The following is a 16969-nucleotide window of genomic DNA, read 5'->3' as shown; positions in this document are numbered from 1 at the left end:
GGCAGACTGAACAGGGAGGATCATCGATGAAAGTGAGCAGACCTTTTATTTTTTTATTTGTCCTGTTGTTGACGCTCGCGGGGTGCGACTCGAACAGCCGTAGCGCAGGCGCTGGAGACAAAGACATTTTCCAGTACAAAAATTCTTATGTCGGCGATAACAGCGCCATCGGCAGCATTCTGGGGATGCTGCCGCAGAGCGACCGGTTGAAGCAGTTCTCGCTGAACACGGCCGAGAAGCCTTACCGTATCACGGTGCAGTACAATGAGGCAGCTTCTCCGATGAGTGAAAGTGAGATTCGAGAGACCGTCATTTTCAACGCTACCTTTTTGTTCGCCTTGGTACAGAATGTCGACCAGGTCCACCTGGAGCTCGAGGGCCAGAGCTACCTCATCACCAGAGAACAATTGCAGAGCTGGTACGGCAAAGAGCTGGATCAATTCGAGAACGAACAGGATCTCAGAAAGTTGACGCAGGAGTTCGTACCGGATAAAGACAAAGTGGATCAGTTATTTGCGAAGCTGCAGCAGCAGTGACAGCGGGGAAAGAGCTCGCAGGCCGGCCCGCGAAAGTGCGGACCGGCGGCTGCCGCCCGGCAGGCTTAATCTCATTCTAATTCGCGCTCCGGCTGCATACATACGTAAGTAGCGGATTCATTCAACGCCGTATGAGAGCGCTTCTGCGAACGTTCCATAAGACGGCAGACAGTTCCCAAGAACGGAGGAGCCTCTGATGCGCGGAACGTGGCTCAATTCCCCGCTGTCCTACGCGCTTGGCATGTTCGCGATGATGGTGCCGACACAAGCCTTCAGCGCCTTCTACAGCTACTATTACGTCGAGAAGCTGGGGCTCGGCGTTGGGCTGGCTACGCTGGCCCGCACGATCTATTTAATCTGGGATGCCGTCAACCAGCCGCTGTTCGGCCATTGGTCCGATCGCACCAGAACGCGCTTCGGGCGGCGCAAGCCGTGGATCTGGGCTTCGATCCCGCTGTTCATGATGACGTTCTGCATGATCTTCGCCGTGCCGCAAGGTTTGGCGCAGCACCAGAACAGCCTGTTCCTCTGGTTCCTCGTCGCGCTTCTCCTCTTCGAAGCGGTCTCGACCGTCATCTGGGTCAACTATGGGGCGCTGTTCCCGGAGCTGTTCCGCGGGCAACGCCTTCGGGCGAAGGCCTCCGCAATCCAGCAAGGCTTCCAGATCGTCGCTATCCTAATCGGCTCCGCCCTGACTCCGATTCTGTTCGCCGTGATGGGCTTCGGCTATATGTCCCTGGTCTACGCCCTTCTCTTCGCCGTATTCATGCTGCTGTGCATGGGTTCCGTCAAGGAAAATATGAATATTCAGCAGGAGCCGCCGCTCCCGTTGAAGGAAGCGTTCCGCGAGACGCTGAAGAATCGCGAATTCTGGATGTTCAACATCGCCAACTCGTTCGCCCAGACCGTAAATGGCCTCGTCAGCTCCATGATCCCCTTCTACGCAAAATATGTGTTGGCGATTCCCGAATCGCAGGTATCCCTGCTGCTGGCATCCGTCTTCGTCTCCGTCATCCCGCTCGTCGCGGTCTGGTACTGGATCGTCAACCGGCTGGGCGGCGTCCGCGGCTGGCGGCTTGCACTGGCCGTCTACGGGCTGTCCGTCATTCCGCTCTGGTTCGGCAGCGGCCTGGCCAGCGGTATCGCCGCCGGCATCATTGTCGGATTCGGCTTGGCCGGCTTCCTCGTCACGCCGCCGGTGCTGAGCAGCCAGATCATCGATCGGGATTACGCGAAGACGGGACAGCGCCGCGAAGGCGTCTATACGGCAGTCGGCGGCTTCATCACCCGCTCCAGCGGTCTCATCTCGGCCCTCTCGTTCTGGGTCGTCGGCCTGTTCTTCGGCTATGTGAGCGGAGACAACCCGGGACCGAACCCGGAAGGGACGTTCCGGGTATTGATCAGCATCGTCCCGTTCTCCCTTCTGGCCGTCGCCTTTCTCTTATCCCTAGCCGTGAAGCAGAATGATCACCCCCATTCTTGAAGAAGGAGCCATTCATCATGACTCAGCGCCATATTCGCACCCGACTCATCCTCAATTGCGACGACTTCGGACAGAGCACGGCAGCCAATCAGGCCATCATGCATCTGCTGGAAGAGCGCACTGTGTCCTCCGCGACGATAATGCCCCCTGCTCCCGCCTTCGCGGAAGCGGCGGAATGGTCCAGGCGAACCGGCCAACGGAACGTCGGCCTGCACCTCACGCTGACCAGCGAGTTCGACGGATACCGCTGGAGCGGTCTGACCGGAGGGCCGTCCCTGCATGATGGGTCTGGCTATCTGCACGCCACCGTCGAAGCGTTCGAACGCCATGCAAACACCCGGGACGTGAAGAGAGAGCTGAATGCCCAATACAGGGCCGTCCGCGTGGCCGGCATTGACATCTCCCACGTCGACAATCATATGGGCAGCCTGTACGGAATGGCCACGGGCAGAAGCTTCCTGCCTTATGTGCTGTGGCGCTGCTCCCGTTGGGGCTTGCCCTTCCGGCTGTTCCGGCGCATCGATGAGCGGGATCAGCTCCTTGCCTCAATCGCTGGGGCGCCACAGACCTTGCGGAAGGTGGTGGCGCTCGCCGATGCGCTTGGCGTCGCTCTGCCCGATTACCTGCTCTCGCACCCGTATCATGTCGAGGCGGGGGAGACCTATGACAGCTTCAAGCGGATGCTGATCGGCAAGCTGTACGATCTGCCGGAAGGCATCGTCGAGACGTATATTCACCCGGCAGTGGAAGACAGTTCCATGGCAGCGCGGATTCCTTCTTGGGAAAAGCGAGTATGGGAGTACCGGCTGATGTTGGACGATGATTTTGCCTATGCGAGGCGTGATGCAGGGGTGGAACTGACCGATTACCGTTACGTGCGGAAGACGCGGAGACCGGTCAGGCTTAGAGGAGCGCTGCGCCTGCTCGCCCTGCTTCTCCCTGAATCCAGGAACGGAGCCAGATGAAGAACGGCGGAAAAGCAGGAGACAAATCATCTCGTTGTGGCACAGACTCCTCTCTTGTCTCTATTTATCATGAGGACTGTAACCATGCCAAAGAGCACCGCGATATGCAGGTGCTCTTTTCTGGTGTAAGGCTCTTTCTTATGTTATATGCAGTATCAGTGACTACCACCCGAGATCCAGCGTTCTGCCCGTCTCGGCCAACGTCTTGACGTTGGATAGAATCATCCACCAATGGGCTTTGGCATTCTGATAGGAAGGATGGTTCTCCGGCCATTGATCGTTAACAAGCGTAAGCTTCGTGCACTGGCCAACCGTCTCCAGCGTGAAGGTGATTCTCGTCTCCAGTTCGGCGTGGTTGCTGTTATAGGACGGGCCCGGATGCTCCGTTCCGCTGAACACCTTGTTCGGCTCATACTGCAGCACGGTGCCATACACGTGGACCGTCTCATCGCCATCATTACCCGGTCCTACGTATTCGTACGTATCCCCGACCTGGAACGTAGACCGAAGTTCGCTGCCAAAAAAGATTTGGCGCGTCCCTTCCGGTGACATTAATGTATTCCAGACCGTGTCGACAGGGGCGCCAATATAGAACTCGTATTTCAAATCTTCCAATTCACTCACTCCTCTGCTCTCAGGGAGAAGGCTCCCTCTTCATATCGTGCCGCGATATTGCTTCGATTATAGCTTCTTCCGTTGAGCAAGGATTGTAAAAATGCGACAAGCTGTGCACCGCTTCTGATTTCCAAAAAAGCGAACGTTAACTCTGTTAAATTTATTCAATGTTCGTGATTTAATTGACATCGAGTCGGTTAGACTGGTATCGTAAACAAGGAATGAAGTGAATTGCTCGACAATGACGATAAACATCTGCAGAAGCGAAGAGAGGGATTATCCGGTGAGACAAGTATGGTTGAAGAACGGCTGGATATTGACGATGGATGGAGAGCGCCGCGTCTTCCAGAACGGCGATGTGCTGATTGAGAACGATCGCATCAAGGCGATAGGCGCAGTCGATCCGTCCGAGGTGCGGGCGGATGCGGAAGTGGTAGAGCTGAACGGGAAGACGGTCATGCCGGGGCTTATCAATACGCATGTGCATACGATGCAGCAGCTCGGCCGCGGCATTGCCGACGACGTCGATCTGCTCACCTGGCTGTACAAGCGCGTCTTCCCTTATGAGAGCTGCATGACCGAGGAAGAAGCGTATCTGTCCGCGCTGGCTTGCAGCCTGGAGCTCATCCGCTCGGGCGTGACCACGTTCGCGGAGGCGGGCGGCAAGGAAGTGAACGGCATCGCCCGTGCGGTGCAGGAGGCAGGCGTTCGGGCCGTGCTCTGCCGCGCGACGATGGATATGCCGGAAGGGCTGCCGGAGCCATGGCAGGAGTCGACGGAGCACTCGCTCGCCGTGCAGGAAGAACTGTTCGAGCGCTGGCACGGCAAGGCAGACGGGCGCCTGCGCGTCTGGTTCGGCCTGCGCACGATCTTCAACTGCTCGGACGAGCTGATTGTGCGCACGAAGGAATTGGCCGATCGCCATGGTGTGGGCATCCATATGCACGTGGCGGAGATTCCGGAGGAGATCCGCTTCGTGGAGGAGCAGCGCGGCCGAACGACGGTAGAGCATCTGGCTCATCTCGGCGTGCTCGGCCCGAATATGCTGGCGGTTCACACCGTATGGATGACGGATCGGGAGATCGATCTGTTCCGTCTGCACGATGTGAAGGTATCGCACAACCCGGCGGCCGCAATGCGCGTGCTCGGATTCGCCCGAATTCCGGAGATGCTGGAACGCGGCATTACCGTATCCATCGCTACGGACGGCGCCCCATGCAACAACCGGATGGACATGATCGATGAAATGCTCCTCACCGCGCTTATTCACAAAGGCCGCACACTGACCCCGACGAAGCTGCCGGCCGTGCAGGTGCTGGAGATGGCGACGGTCAACGGAGCGCGCTGTCTCGGGTGGGATGATGAGATCGGATCGCTGGAGGCAGGCAAAAAGGCCGACCTTATCATCATTAATCCGCGCAGCGCAGGCGTGCTGCCGGTGCATGATCCCGTATCGACCCTCGTCTACGCGATGCATTCCAGCAACGTCGAATCGTCGATGTGCAACGGACAATGGATTATGAAGGATCGCCGCATTGTCACCCTGGATGAGGACGCGATTCTCGATCGCGTGCAGGACACGGCTCGGGCGATCGTCGAACGCGCGGGCATCGAGCTTCCGCACCCTTATCCGGTCACGAAAGTCCGTTAATCTTGGACACGGTTATCCTTGGAGCCGCCATTTCCTCGTTTTTGAGAAATGGCGGTTTTTTGTTCGATAATTTTCCTGCCCGCCTCCCTGCTCTTCACCATTTTCTCATATTTTCCGATAATTATGATTATCGTTCATTTCAAGAAACATCTCACTCAAATAGCAGGAGGTATAACCGTGAACCGGTCGAAAAAGATTGTGCATGCCACTCTCAGCTTTATCGTCGTTCTCATCCTTACCCAAGCGTTCATTACCCCGATCCTTGGCTCAATCGAGGCACCTCAGTCTAGATCCTCGCTTTCCTTGGTGATCTCTGTTGTCGTCTCGTACCTAATCACGAGAAAGCTTCTTCGCCGCTTGGAGCGAAAGCATACGCTGTAGCCATGGAGGAAACGCCCTGACAGGGAAGGCCAATATCGGCACATGAGCCAACAGTTCTTCGCAGTCATGGATTCGTAGCGTGAGCTGCGCACTCTTAGATGAGCCCCCACGTACAACAAGACATGTTCATCTCGTGTATGAAGGGGAGCCAAGCTTGGCTAAATATCTGGTTATGAATGCCGATGATTAAGGATACTCCGAGCCTGTCAACACAGGAATTATGGAAGCCCATTCCTTCGGAACCGTGACCAGCAGCTCACTCATGGCAAATATGCCGGCATTCCAGCAGGCTGTCGGGTGGGCGCTGCGTACTCCGTCCTTAGGGGTGGGCCTGCATTTCAACTTAACCTGCGGAACCGCCATCGCTCCCCCTGAGTGCGTTCCATCCCTTGCGGGAGGGGACGGCAGCTTCTCGGGACAGCGACATGTCTGGAGAGAGGCGGAGATTGAAGTTGAGCTGAATCATCAGTTCAACAAGCTGGTCACCGCCGGAATTATGCCTACCCACCTGGATTCCCATCATCATACACATCTTGAAGTTCCCCAAGTATATGCCGTTATGAAGTCATTCGCCCAGCAGAGGAACATCCCGATGCGGCTGCATCCTTGGTCCAACGACCCGATCAGGCGGCCCTTGCGTACCGATCGTCTCATCATGGCTACTTATGATGCCGATGACGGCCTGACCCGGCTCCTGCACCATATTCATCATTTGCACGAGGGAACAACCGAGATCATGTGCCATCCCCGGTACCTTGAGAACGATCATCCGCGCGGCATCGAACCAGAGGCCAAGGATGGGGAGCTCCGCGCCTTAACCTCTCCGATTCTGCAATACGCCATTCGAGTGCAGCGCTCCGACTTATCCACTTTGGACATGTGGCTAGAGTGTCATAGATTGAGAGAGAGGCATGCCAGGCGTATGCCTCTGCTTGTGTTTCAGGTGCCGGGCGATGTTTAAATGGAGCCCGGTCCATTCTTTCGTTTTTCAACTCATTTACAAAAATAATCGCAAGCCCTTCGTCTTTTTTTCGACTTTTTTCGTTACAGTTAGAGGAGGGGGTGAGCACCGTGCTTACCGATGAGGAATTAATTGAAGAGATTCGAGGCGGGAGTCAAGCTGCGATGGAAGTGCTTGTGAAGCGCCATTATTCGGACGTCTACTCCTATCTGTATCGAAAAATCGGGAATCGGCATACCGCTTACGATCTGACCCAGGAAGTATTTATCAAGATGATGCAATCGCTCGGCAACTACCGTGACAAGGGGAGGTTCCGGCATTGGCTGTTGAAAATCGCCGTCAATCACTGCTATGACTATTACCGCAGCAAGCAGTACCGGCATCGGCATGCGCATACGGAATTGGAAGTGGACATGCCGGATGAGAACAGCAATGTATGGGATCTGTTCCATTGCCACTATCAGCAGGAGCAAGCGAAGCAGGCCGTACTCTCCTTGCCGGAGAAGCAGCGGGACGCGATTATACTGAACTTCTATCATGATATGAAGATTCGAGAGATTGCGGTGATGACGGACACGAGCGAGTCTACGATCAAATATCGTATCAAAGCGGGAATATCCAAGCTCAAACAAATACTGCTGGCCGGAGGTGAGGGCAGTGACCACAGGAAGCAAGGGTAAGCCAACGGAACAGCTGCATGACGCCGATTACGAAGCTATCCGCAACCTGCTGAAGCCCTATCGGGTAGAGCTCCCGACCGACAATGAGGTAGAGCGGACAATCGAAGCATTAAGAAAACATGTCCCCGTAAAACCGGCAGCAGTACCGCCTGCGAAGCGGCGATGGGGCGAATTGATGCGCCGGGCGGGAGCAGACATCGCAATGTTCAGCCGCTTGTACTGGCTCGGCTGCCTTATTCTATTCGGAGCAGGGCTGTGGTTCACGATTGCGGCTGCTCAGTCTTCCTATGCTGCAGTCATCCTATTAGCGCCGCTTCCGTTTATTATCGGATTGATAGAAGTATTCAAGGGCCGAGAGCAGGGAGTGCTCGAAGTCGAGCTGGCCTGCAAAATATCCGTTCAAGAGATTATGCTGTCGCGGTTGCTGTTCATTTTGCTGCACAGCCTAGTATGGAACACATGCTTGTCCGGCCTGCTTTATTTGGTACGGGATGACTTTTCGTTGTGGAGTCTGACATGGAGCTGGTTCACGCCGTTCATCATCGTCGCCTCCATTTCCCTATGGATCGCCATGCGCATCCGCGGCACATCTGCCATCATGGTTCTGACCGCTGTCTGGATGGCGCTGGGCATGATCGTGCTGACGAATTCGAATGTCATGCCGTACTTGATGGGAATCAACATCGGCATCACCGTTATCATCAATGCCGGAGCGCTCCTGCTCCTCATTCGGGAGGGCATGCACCTTGTCCGGCGCCATTCATTTATCGTGGAGGGAAGTCTGAATTATGGAGCTAACGATTGACAACATATCGAAGCAATACAAGGACAAGCAGGCGGTGCGGCATTTTACGGCAGAACTGAGCCCTGGCGTATACGGATTACTGGGCCCCAATGGAGCGGGCAAGACAACGCTGCTTCGCATGCTCGCCGATATCCTGCGCCCGACCTCTGGGAGCATTCGCTTGAACAATCACGATATTCGTACGCTGGGAGAAGCCTATCGCGACATACTGGGCTATCTGCCGCAGCAATGCGGATACTACAAGGAGTTTACGGCCCGGAAATTTCTGATGTATATCGCTTCGTTGAAAGGAATGGATCGAGGTTATGACGTCGGCAAGGTCGATGAGATGCTGCAGTTGGTCGGCTTGGCGGATCAGGCCAAGCGAAAGATCAAATCCTTCTCCGGCGGAATGCGGCAGCGGCTCGGCATCGCTCAGGCGCTGCTGAATGACCCGAAGGTGCTAATTCTGGACGAGCCTACCGCCGGACTCGATCCGAAGGAGCGGATTCGCTTCCGTAATATTTTGTCCGAGCTGTCGGGAGACCGCATCGTCATTTTGTCGACCCATATCGTGTCGGATATCGAATATGCCGCCAAGGAAGTTCTGCTCATGAAGGAAGGGCAGCTGCTGAAACAGGATCGGCTCGCTTCGCTGCTGGGACAACTCACAGGCAGGGTCTGGAAGGCGAAGATCGATGAGAGCCAGCTGCCTCAGTTGAAGCTGCGCTACAAAATCGGGAACCTCCTTCGCCAGCCGGACGGTATTGAGGTGCGAATTCTGGCAAAGGACCAGCCTTTCTCCTCGGCGCAGCCGGAATCGCCGGGGCTGGAAGATTTGTATTTGCACTATTTTAACGAGGAGTTTGAAGCATGAGACATTTGTTGAAGTATGAATTAATCAAAATTTTTTCGCGTAAAAGCGTGCTTGTCGTCAGCCTGCTCCTGCTGCTCGTCTATGGCCTTTTTATCGTGTACGATATTGATTATTACAAAGACGCCTCCCACAAATATAAACCGTATGAACGGGTCATAACGGAACAAGATATAGCCAAGGTAGAGCTGATTTTTAGAGAACATGAAGACAGAAGATTGCCTCTCGTTGACAACGGCTTGCTGCAGGATATTTGGGATGTGCCCACGTTACAAGAGCATTATACGAAGCAGCTTGCGGAGATTCGGGACAAGCTTCGTCTTAGCGCTCCCGGCAGTTACGAATACAAGCAGCATGCTCTGCACGAACAGCTCCTGACGCACAAGGGGCCTCCTACAGGACAAGTCTATTACAACAAGCCTTGGGCCAATATATTCTATATCATGGATCAATTCGGCGTTGCCTTCATGGGGGTGATGATTCTTATCGGCCTGGCTCCGCTATACTCCGAGGAATATGCAACCGGAATGGACAGCCTTCTCTTAAGCAGCCGGTACGGGAAGGGGCAGCTCATCTCCGCCAAATGCTGTGCCGCTATTCTCTATGCGTTCATATGCAGCGCCGCCTTCCAACTATTCAATCTCGGTGTGATTGCGCTGCTGTTCGGTAATCTGGATGGAGCCGACACTCCGCTCTATAGCATAAGCAGATATATGGACTCTCACTCGTTCCGGAGCTCGCCATATTCATGGACGGCCGGACAGTACTACGTCATTCAGTTCGTAGTGCATATCATCGGATGCATTGCATTCGCGCTTGCGGTCATGTTCGTGTCTTCCTTGTGTAAATCATCGTTCCTGACGCTATTCATTGCGGGCGGAATACTCGGCGTCCCTTACGTGCTGTATGATGTGTTCAACATTCGATTTGCCATTATCGAGTGGCTGACCACATTCAGCTACAGCCAATTCATCCGAGTTACAAGGTTATTTACTGAATTCGAAACGGCCAATATATTCCATTTCCCTGTCCTCTATCCCGTGGCTACGGTAAGCTGCGTCATCGCCGTCACTGGAGTTCTTGTCTGGGTAACCCGGCGTGTGTTCCAGCGGCACCAGGTGACTTAGGAGGTCTAGGAAAAGCGCTTAAATTTATATATTACATATAAACCAATCATGTGGTAATATATGTATCGGGTGGTATTAGTACTACTAATTCGGCCGAATACTGGTAGGAACACCATGGGAAAATCACTTGCAAATCACCTAATAACTGATTAGGAGTGATTCTCTTGAAGCTTAACCGCAGAAAGTGTTTAACTCTTGTAACTACTGTGCTGGCAGCGTCGATGTTATTTGCTAGCGGGGTTTATGCCAAGTCCTATACGACTGGTAAAGCCGGAAATAATGATACTTCTGGCAGGGTAACAATTTACAGCGACAGCGCCTCAGGACAAACTTCATGTGGAGGCAGCAATTGCTACTCTCATGTTAAAGTAACTTACTACTACAAGCATGGAGATGCAACCGTGACTCGCTCTTCAACAGCTTCGGCTTATGAGAAACAGCCCGGAGTCTCGGCTACCGCCAAAGCACAATACGTGCCTGCATTGTCAGTATCCGCATCTGCAGAGCATAAGGCGGAAGTAGGTTCTGCTACATGGGAAGATACTACGTCGGTTAACTACTAGTAATATTCTACATTAACGATTTAGCCTTGGGGGAGGGGAACGGATCACTTTCCCCAAGGCATTATCTCTTTATCGTCTCATAACTGCAATATCTAGAGAAAGGATACCGTGATGAAGAAATACATTTCCTTTACCCTGCTACTATGCCTGATCCTTGCATCAGGGTGTTCCAGTAAGACGTTTCCAGACGACAATGAATATCACTTGGATTGGGACTATCCCTTTATGTACCATAAACAAGGGTATGGTTTGAAGATAACCCGATCAGATAAGGGATATTACTTCCTTCATCAACAACTTATTTATTATATGGACAAAGAGAGCACAAAGCCCATTCTTCTGGATAATCGTCCTGACAATCAATGCATGGATATTCCGACTACAGAAAACTGCTTCGCGTTCGTTCCATTTTCATCATCCAATCCGCCTCAGTTTTTACAATATTATGATACACATCTGTATGTATTAGAAAGCTACTTGGATCGAGAAAGCAAACGCTCGAGGTTCGATAATACTTGGACGCTCGTCAGGCTAGATCCGGACGGAAAAAATCGAAAAGTCATCAAAACATTTGAAGCCGCACCGAGATCGCTGGCCATTCATCGAGGCTATCTCTATTATTCGACTACAGACGGGAACAGAGAGAGTGACCTGGAAGTGAACGTCTTCAAAGCGAGCCTTGATAATTTGAAGCAAGATCCCGAATTGATTTATCACGCATCTGATCAAGTGAATGAGATAACCGATATCATTCCATATGGAACGCAATTATACTGGCTCGTATTTAACGAGAAAGGCTATGAAACCCAACGATACGATCTTCAAAGCGGCCAAGTGACAACATTGTGGGATCGCGGAGATGGCGGGTTATCCAGCTTACGCAACATCGCTAATAATAGGCTTTACTTCTCTTATTTCTATGGCGATCCGTTGGACAAGCGGACGCACAAGAAATACTCGTCCGACCTGGAAGGGAATCATATCGAAGAAGTAAAGGTAGATCACCCACCTATTATTTCTTATATTTACAGAGACTCGTTATATACATATATTCAGCCGATAGGCGGCTATGTCCATGAGTATGCTCCAGACGTCCCGGTTCAGCTATCCATTTTCAAAGATAACGCTCTGATTCATCAAGTTGATCTATCTCCTTTTTCCAAACATATTGAAATGGTCCCAGGTGACGATCGCTATATGTTTGCCTATAACGAGCTGTCAGATAAGAGTTCCATCTTGTATTTGGACAAACGAGAGATTGAGTCAGGACAAGCTAAGTTAAAACCTTTGTTGGAGACAAAGCTCCGTTAAACCTTGAGAATGCCATTGATGCAAGGAGTTCCTCATGACATTAATCGGATATGAGCTGTTGAAGGTATGGCATAGACGAGTCTTTGCCCTTCTGGCCGTCCTGCTACTGATCGGCAATGGACTGTTCTACTATAATACCCAGTTCCGCGAGCAAATAGCTCTGATTCAGCACAGAGATGAGTATGAACGCCTGGAGCAACAATATCGAAGCTTGCCAACCGATGAGGGGCTGGCAGTAGCCGCCAGACAAGCGGATTTATTGGCTTTATACAGCACATTTGCCCAAGAAGGAACCATTGCCGAAGAGATCTGGGGGCAAGCCATCCATGAAGCCAAGCAGGCCCATCCTCAGGAGTATAAGCAGTATAGGCAAAGCCCTTATGCAGGCAACCCGGAGCTGATTGGCCGAGAATTATATCTCATCGAACGAATCAAAAAGCAATACGAGCATATGGACCAGTATCTGCGGACGATGGAAGAAATGGGCACTCGAGCAGAAGAGATGCTGTCGGTCTCCATCTTCTATCGGGAGGGAACTTACTCCTACCGTAATATTGGGAAAACGGTGCATGACTTCGATCCGCTCCGCGGCTTGCCGCTGCAGTTGGGACTGGAAGAGGGGCTCACCTCAGGCACGCGGCTGCAGTCCACGGATATGTGCCTTGCCGCGCTCTTGTTCCTGCTATGCATCATTTTGTTCCAGGTTGAGAAGGAAGAAGGGCTGACCCGCCTCATCCGTTCGACGCGCAACGGTCTGCTTGACCTGTGGCGAGCGAAATGGGTTGTGCTGAGCCTGCTGACCGTACTGCTGACCCTCTTATACCAGGGATCGATTTTGGTGATAAGCGAACATCTCTATGGCTTTGGGGACCTTCACCGTTATATTCAATCCATGCCGTCATTTCAGGGAGCAGTCGAGGCGTTACCAGTGGGGCAGTTCCTTGTCCTCTATCTGTTACTGAAGGTAGCTGCGAACCTGTTATTTGCCTGGATGCTTGCCGCCTTGTTCTTATTATTTCGCCGGGCCGGAGGAGTCTACCTGGCGACAGCGGCATTGTTAGGCATCAGCTTTCTATGCTATTCCGTGATCCATCCGAATTCTTACCTGAATATGTTCAAATATATGAACGTGGTTGCATTCTACGATTCCTTCCAGCTTCTTGCGGATTATCGGAACCTGAATGTGTTCGGTTACCCGGTAAAGAAGACGACATTGACGTATTGGCTCGGTGGGGCTGTGATGATGCTGCTGCCCCTACTCTGCGCGTGGCTTTATGTGTCCGATGCCGGCATCGGGTCGCGGCTTCCTTGGAATCGCTGGCGGGGAAGATTGCATGCGGCATGGTTCAAGCTGCGGCGCATCAATTCCCTATTGATGCATGAAGGATTTAAATTGTTCATCTCCGGGAAAAGTATTCTCCTGCTGCTGCTCGCAGGAGTTATCGTATATCAGCAGATCGATTGGGATGAGCGAAGGTTCGATTTCGATTCCATCGTCTATAACCGCTATTTGGATCAGATCAGCGGTACAATCAATGAAGATAAACTGAACTTCCTGCAGGAAGAAAGGGCAAAATACGATGATCTGCCGCGGCAGTTCGCTTATTGGTATGAACAATATACGACCGGCAGCATTGATTTTACGGTCTATAATACAGAAAAGGTGAAGCTGGAGGAGTTCGCCAAGCAGGCGAAAGCATTTCAGTACATTGAGGAGCAGAGGGATTACTTGTTAAGGCTGCAGGAAGACCGTGGAATTACGGGCAGCTTCGTGAATGTGACATCTTCCGATGCGCTGTTCAACCGGCAGCAATCGGATCTGCGGGATGGCCTGTTGTATGCCGTCTTATTGCTGGCCGGACTCAGCCCGCTGTTCGCCCTTGATTACAGGTATGGCATGATGGCTATACTACGGAGCACCCATCATGGCAGGGGGAACCTGTTCCTCTCCAAGCATGCCGTTGCCTATTTGTACAGCGTCTTCCTGCTCCTCCTGCTTCAGATCCCGAAGTTCCATAATATGCTAAGGCATTACCCTGACATCGATTGGCAGGCTCCGGTTCAGAGCATCGAAGTGCTCGGGCATGTAGAGGGATCGTTGAGCATCCTGCAGTATGTTCTCCTGATGGGTGTGTTCCAGATCGGAGGCGTGCTGCTGCTCGTTCATGTCGTGCTATTCCTGGCGGTGCTTGTCCGCAGACAAGCGATCCTGCTGCTAATTTCAACCGCTATCGTGGTCATCCCGCTTGGTCTGCAGTATATGGGATGGAAACCAATCGGCAGCATATCCTTCAATCTTCTTTTTCAACTGTATCACGCCTTTCCAACATCACAATATGCGCTGAACATGAGCATGTATTATGGAACGCTGCTTCTTCTTGGCATCGGATGCGGCATTGGCGCATGGCGGACATTCAATAGCTTCATTCAGAAGGGGGACTGACCGTGGAACTGACTATTGATCGTGTAACGAAGCGCTATAACAAAGGGCGCAAAACGGCGCTAGATCGCTTCAGGGCCGAGTTCTCCCCTGGAATATACGGCATATTGGGTCCGAATGGCGCTGGCAAGTCTACGCTCATGAATCTGATTACGAATCAGTTGAAGCAGGATGAAGGAGAGATTCGATATAACGATCAGATCATCTCTCGTCTCGGCAAGGAGTATCGGAATATTTTGGGATATATGCCTCAGCAGCAAGGACTATATCATCATTTCACGGGCCGGAGATTTCTATGGTACATCGCCGCTCTCAAAGGGATCAAGGCGCCGCAGGCTAGAGAAAGAATCGATGATCTGCTGGACATCGTGAATCTGCGCAAGGATGCGGATACGAAGCTTGGCGCATACTCTGGCGGAATGAAGCAGCGTATTCTGATCGCACAATCGCTATTGAATGACCCGAAGCTGTTGATCCTGGATGAGCCGACCGCAGGGCTTGATCCGAAAGAGCGCATTCGCATCCGCAACTTCATATCGACCATCGCCATGAATAAAATTGTGCTTATCGCAACCCATGTCGTGTCCGATATCGAGTTCATCTCGAAGCAAATTCTTCTGATGAAGGAAGGCAAGCTTCTTGTCAAAGACGAGCCTGCTCGCATCCTGGCCGGCATGGAAGGCAAAGTCCATGAGGCGCGCGTCACGGAGTCTGAGCTTGCCGAGGTGCAGTACCGCTTCAAAGTTAGCCAGATTACGAGCGATTCAAGCGGCATCTGGGCGAGAATCGTTCACGATGAACCCTTGGAGCATATGGAATCCCGAACGGTAAAGCCGAATTTGGAGGATGTGTACCTTCGATATTTCGAGTGAATAGTCACCAAAACCGGCAGTCCTGTTCTGCCGGTTTTCGCTGCGATTTAGTTGCGTTTCTTCACCGAACGCAGCACGGCATAGCCGTATCCCTCCGGGAAATGACGCTGATAGTCCTGCTTCGTCTCTTCATCCCATTCATAGCCCATGCTCGCAGGATCGAAGCTCCATGCCGCTTGCTCCACCTTGATCTCCGCTTCCTGCACCTGTACCTCTCTCATTCTGCCTCGCTCCTTCATCACATAATGATAAGGGGAGAACACTTCGGCGCGAATGGCTAATGGAATCGGTCCCGGACTTTTGCGATAAACCGAGGGAATAACTTGAAAAGCCTTCACAAAGGCCCGCGTAAACGATTCCTGCGATGAAAAACCATACTTCACCGCGATATCCAAAATTCGCTCCTCCGTATCGGGAAGCTCTAGGGCCGCGCGGCTTTCCCTGTCATCATAGCAAGCATGCTTACTCTATATTTGACCTGAATTGCAATCTCTTGCTCTGACATTCATGGCGAAGTCTTTATAATGAGAAAGCTTATACTATATGTGAAATATATAACAAGAAGAGCGGATCATGTGGTTTTTGTTTGCAATATTAACCGATTTAGCTTGGGGAGACTCTGGTCATCGCCGGCATCGCCTTGTTAGGCATTGCGGATGAGCTATAGTCTCATTCATATCACCAAGCCTAAAAAAGCCGACCTTGCACGGTCGGCTTGGGATGGCGGCTATCCGGGTCAGTTCAGCTTGTGACCGCAATTCGGACAGAAGTTAGCTCCTTCGTTTTTGGTGCCGCAGTTCGGACAGAAGTTTGGCTTTGGATTGCCTTCCGCTGGAGAGGAAGCGGCAGGCGTGGTGTCGGCCGCAGGCTTCTGATTTTGATTCATATTTTTCATCATTTCATTGGCGATGTTCATCCCCATCATCATGCCTGCCATGTCCGAAGCGGCGCCGCCGCCTTTTACTTTGCCGGAGGCAATGCCGTCCGTCATCGTCACCTGCTGGTACTTCTGCAGATTGCCGATCATCTCATGGGAAGCCGTCTTCGTAATCATATCTTGAATTTCTTGCGGGTAATTGAAGCTCATCACTTGAAAGCCGGTGATCGTCAGGCCGGTGTCCATCACTTGCATGTCCAGGTCCTCTTGTATCCCTGCGGCAATATCGGAAGCATTCGCCTGCAGGTTGAACATGTCCTTCCCTTCTCGGCTGATCCACTTCATTAACAGTTGGTCCAGCACGGAAGTAATCCGGATTTTCACATCCTCGACCAAGTAACTGTCCTTCATCCCGGCCACCTTATCGATCAGCGTCACGTAGTCGTTCACTTTGAAATTAAACGTGCCGTTGGCGCGAATAGGCATGCCGCCCGGAAGCTGCGGAGACGGGATCAGAACCGGGTTCTGCGTTCCCCAGCGGACAGTGAACTCCTTCGTGTTGACGAACAGGACTTCCACCCTCATCCCGCTGTTGAAGCCGAATTTGAACCCTTTTAACGTGGACAGGAAAGGGATGATATCCGAATCAATGCTATACTCCCCTTCATCCTTGAAAATCCCCTCGATCTTGCCATTATTAACGAAAATCGCGTCTTGTCCGGCGCGGATAATTAACTTGGAGCCTTTTTTAATCTCCCGGTTGCTCCATTTCCAAAAAATCATATCATCTCGAAATTCTTCCCACTCGACTACATTCGCAAATTGGTTTCTGAAGAATCCCATCCTCAT

16 protein-coding genes and 1 pseudogene are annotated in these 16969 nt (G+C 52.2%); 14 read left to right on the top strand and 3 right to left on the bottom strand.

Translation table 11 applies throughout. From position 1 onward, the window contains the following. The first annotated feature begins 26 nt into the window (after window positions 1-26). The 3 genes from FLT43_RS18390 to FLT43_RS18380 all read left to right on the top strand — a co-directional run bounded on the left by FLT43_RS18390 (window position 27) and on the right by FLT43_RS18380 (window position 2984). Window positions 27-536: a DUF4825 domain-containing protein gene (locus FLT43_RS18390; RefSeq protein WP_087441512.1), complete on the top strand. Its 510-nt coding sequence runs from the start codon at window positions 27-29 to the stop codon at window positions 534-536. 196 nt (window positions 537-732) lie between these two features. Then, window positions 733-2019, top strand: a complete 1287-nt coding sequence (locus tag FLT43_RS18385; RefSeq protein WP_087441511.1) for an MFS transporter — start codon at window positions 733-735, stop codon at window positions 2017-2019. Between the two features lie 17 nt (window positions 2020-2036). Then, the gene (locus FLT43_RS18380) at window positions 2037-2984 is read left to right on the top strand and encodes a polysaccharide deacetylase family protein (protein WP_087441510.1); all 948 of its coding nucleotides are present in this window, start codon (window positions 2037-2039) and stop codon (window positions 2982-2984) included. A gap of 162 nt (window positions 2985-3146) precedes the next feature. Here the strand turns inward: FLT43_RS18380 and FLT43_RS18375 are convergent, their stop codons facing one another. Then, on the bottom strand, window positions 3147-3599 hold the full coding sequence (locus tag FLT43_RS18375; protein ID WP_087441509.1) for an SRPBCC family protein: 453 nt from the start codon (window positions 3597-3599) through the stop codon (window positions 3147-3149). Window positions 3600-3882: 283 nt separating this feature from the next. On the opposite strand from FLT43_RS18375, the gene FLT43_RS18370 reads away from it, so the two are divergent. The 11 genes and pseudogenes from FLT43_RS18370 to FLT43_RS18320 all read left to right on the top strand — a co-directional run bounded on the left by FLT43_RS18370 (window position 3883) and on the right by FLT43_RS18320 (window position 15243). Then, complete coding sequence (locus FLT43_RS18370) at window positions 3883-5250, top strand: amidohydrolase (protein ID WP_087441536.1); 1368 nt, start codon at window positions 3883-3885, stop codon at window positions 5248-5250. Window positions 5251-5427: 177 nt separating this feature from the next. After that, window positions 5428-5631 (top strand): hypothetical protein, encoded by a 204-nt coding sequence (locus tag FLT43_RS18365; RefSeq protein ID WP_127510934.1) that lies wholly within the window; start codon window positions 5428-5430, stop codon window positions 5629-5631. 202 nt (window positions 5632-5833) lie between these two features. After that, a pseudogene (locus FLT43_RS18360) lies at window positions 5834-6592 on the top strand (ChbG/HpnK family deacetylase); the annotation flags it as partial. A 101-nt stretch (window positions 6593-6693) separates the two neighbouring features. Then, on the top strand, window positions 6694-7272 hold the full coding sequence (locus FLT43_RS18355; RefSeq protein WP_244194107.1) for an RNA polymerase sigma factor: 579 nt from the start codon (window positions 6694-6696) through the stop codon (window positions 7270-7272). After that, on the top strand, window positions 7250-8077 hold the full coding sequence (locus FLT43_RS18350) for a hypothetical protein (RefSeq protein ID WP_087441505.1): 828 nt from the start codon (window positions 7250-7252) through the stop codon (window positions 8075-8077). Before FLT43_RS18355 ends, FLT43_RS18350 begins: the two co-directional genes overlap by 23 nt. Next, window positions 8061-8933, top strand: a complete 873-nt coding sequence (locus FLT43_RS18345) for an ABC transporter ATP-binding protein (RefSeq protein WP_087441504.1) — start codon at window positions 8061-8063, stop codon at window positions 8931-8933. The genes FLT43_RS18350 and FLT43_RS18345 overlap by 17 nt, the downstream gene beginning before the upstream one ends. Beyond that, the gene (locus FLT43_RS18340; protein ID WP_087441503.1) at window positions 8930-10057 is read left to right on the top strand and encodes an ABC transporter permease; all 1128 of its coding nucleotides are present in this window, start codon (window positions 8930-8932) and stop codon (window positions 10055-10057) included. Before FLT43_RS18345 ends, FLT43_RS18340 begins: the two co-directional genes overlap by 4 nt. A 164-nt stretch (window positions 10058-10221) precedes the next feature. Next, window positions 10222-10620 (top strand): hypothetical protein, encoded by a 399-nt coding sequence (locus tag FLT43_RS18335; RefSeq protein WP_127510935.1) that lies wholly within the window; start codon window positions 10222-10224, stop codon window positions 10618-10620. Window positions 10621-10731: 111 nt separating this feature from the next. After that, complete coding sequence (locus FLT43_RS18330) at window positions 10732-11931, top strand: hypothetical protein (RefSeq protein ID WP_087441502.1); 1200 nt, start codon at window positions 10732-10734, stop codon at window positions 11929-11931. A gap of 34 nt (window positions 11932-11965) precedes the next feature. After that, window positions 11966-14374, top strand: coding sequence for a hypothetical protein (locus FLT43_RS18325; RefSeq protein ID WP_087441501.1), 2409 nt, complete (start codon window positions 11966-11968; stop codon window positions 14372-14374). Between the two features lie 2 nt (window positions 14375-14376). Next, complete coding sequence (locus tag FLT43_RS18320; RefSeq protein ID WP_087441500.1) at window positions 14377-15243, top strand: ATP-binding cassette domain-containing protein; 867 nt, start codon at window positions 14377-14379, stop codon at window positions 15241-15243. Between the two features lie 47 nt (window positions 15244-15290). Here the strand turns inward: FLT43_RS18320 and FLT43_RS18315 are convergent, their stop codons facing one another. Continuing rightward, the gene (locus FLT43_RS18315) at window positions 15291-15638 is read right to left on the bottom strand and encodes a hypothetical protein (RefSeq protein ID WP_244194106.1); all 348 of its coding nucleotides are present in this window, start codon (window positions 15636-15638) and stop codon (window positions 15291-15293) included. 341 nt (window positions 15639-15979) lie between these two features. Beyond that, window positions 15980-16963 (bottom strand): SPFH domain-containing protein, encoded by a 984-nt coding sequence (locus FLT43_RS18310; RefSeq protein ID WP_087441499.1) that lies wholly within the window; start codon window positions 16961-16963, stop codon window positions 15980-15982. Window positions 16964-16969 lie beyond the last annotated feature (6 nt).

Source organism: Paenibacillus thiaminolyticus (assembly GCF_007066085.1).
Taxonomy (GTDB): Bacteria; Bacillota; Bacilli; order Paenibacillales; family Paenibacillaceae; genus Paenibacillus_B; species Paenibacillus_B thiaminolyticus.
This window is presented reverse-complemented; position numbering and strand designations above follow the sequence as displayed.

Excerpts from the sequence above, each read along its gene's own strand:
- FLT43_RS18390 (WP_087441512.1), top strand. The coding sequence starts at position 27 with ATGAAAGTGAGCAGACCTTTTATTTTTTTATTTGTCCTGTTGTTGACG.
- FLT43_RS18385 (WP_087441511.1), top strand. The coding sequence starts at position 733 with ATGCGCGGAACGTGGCTCAATTCCCCGCTGTCCTACGCGCTTGGCATG.
- FLT43_RS18380 (WP_087441510.1), top strand. The coding sequence starts at position 2,037 with ATGACTCAGCGCCATATTCGCACCCGACTCATCCTCAATTGCGACGAC.
- FLT43_RS18345 (WP_087441504.1), top strand. The coding sequence starts at position 8,061 with ATGGAGCTAACGATTGACAACATATCGAAGCAATACAAGGACAAGCAG.
- FLT43_RS18340 (WP_087441503.1), top strand. The coding sequence starts at position 8,930 with ATGAGACATTTGTTGAAGTATGAATTAATCAAAATTTTTTCGCGTAAA.
- FLT43_RS18330 (WP_087441502.1), top strand. The coding sequence starts at position 10,732 with ATGAAGAAATACATTTCCTTTACCCTGCTACTATGCCTGATCCTTGCA.
- FLT43_RS18325 (WP_087441501.1), top strand. The coding sequence starts at position 11,966 with ATGACATTAATCGGATATGAGCTGTTGAAGGTATGGCATAGACGAGTC.
- FLT43_RS18310 (WP_087441499.1), bottom strand. The coding sequence starts at position 16,963 with ATGGGATTCTTCAGAAACCAATTTGCGAATGTAGTCGAGTGGGAAGAA.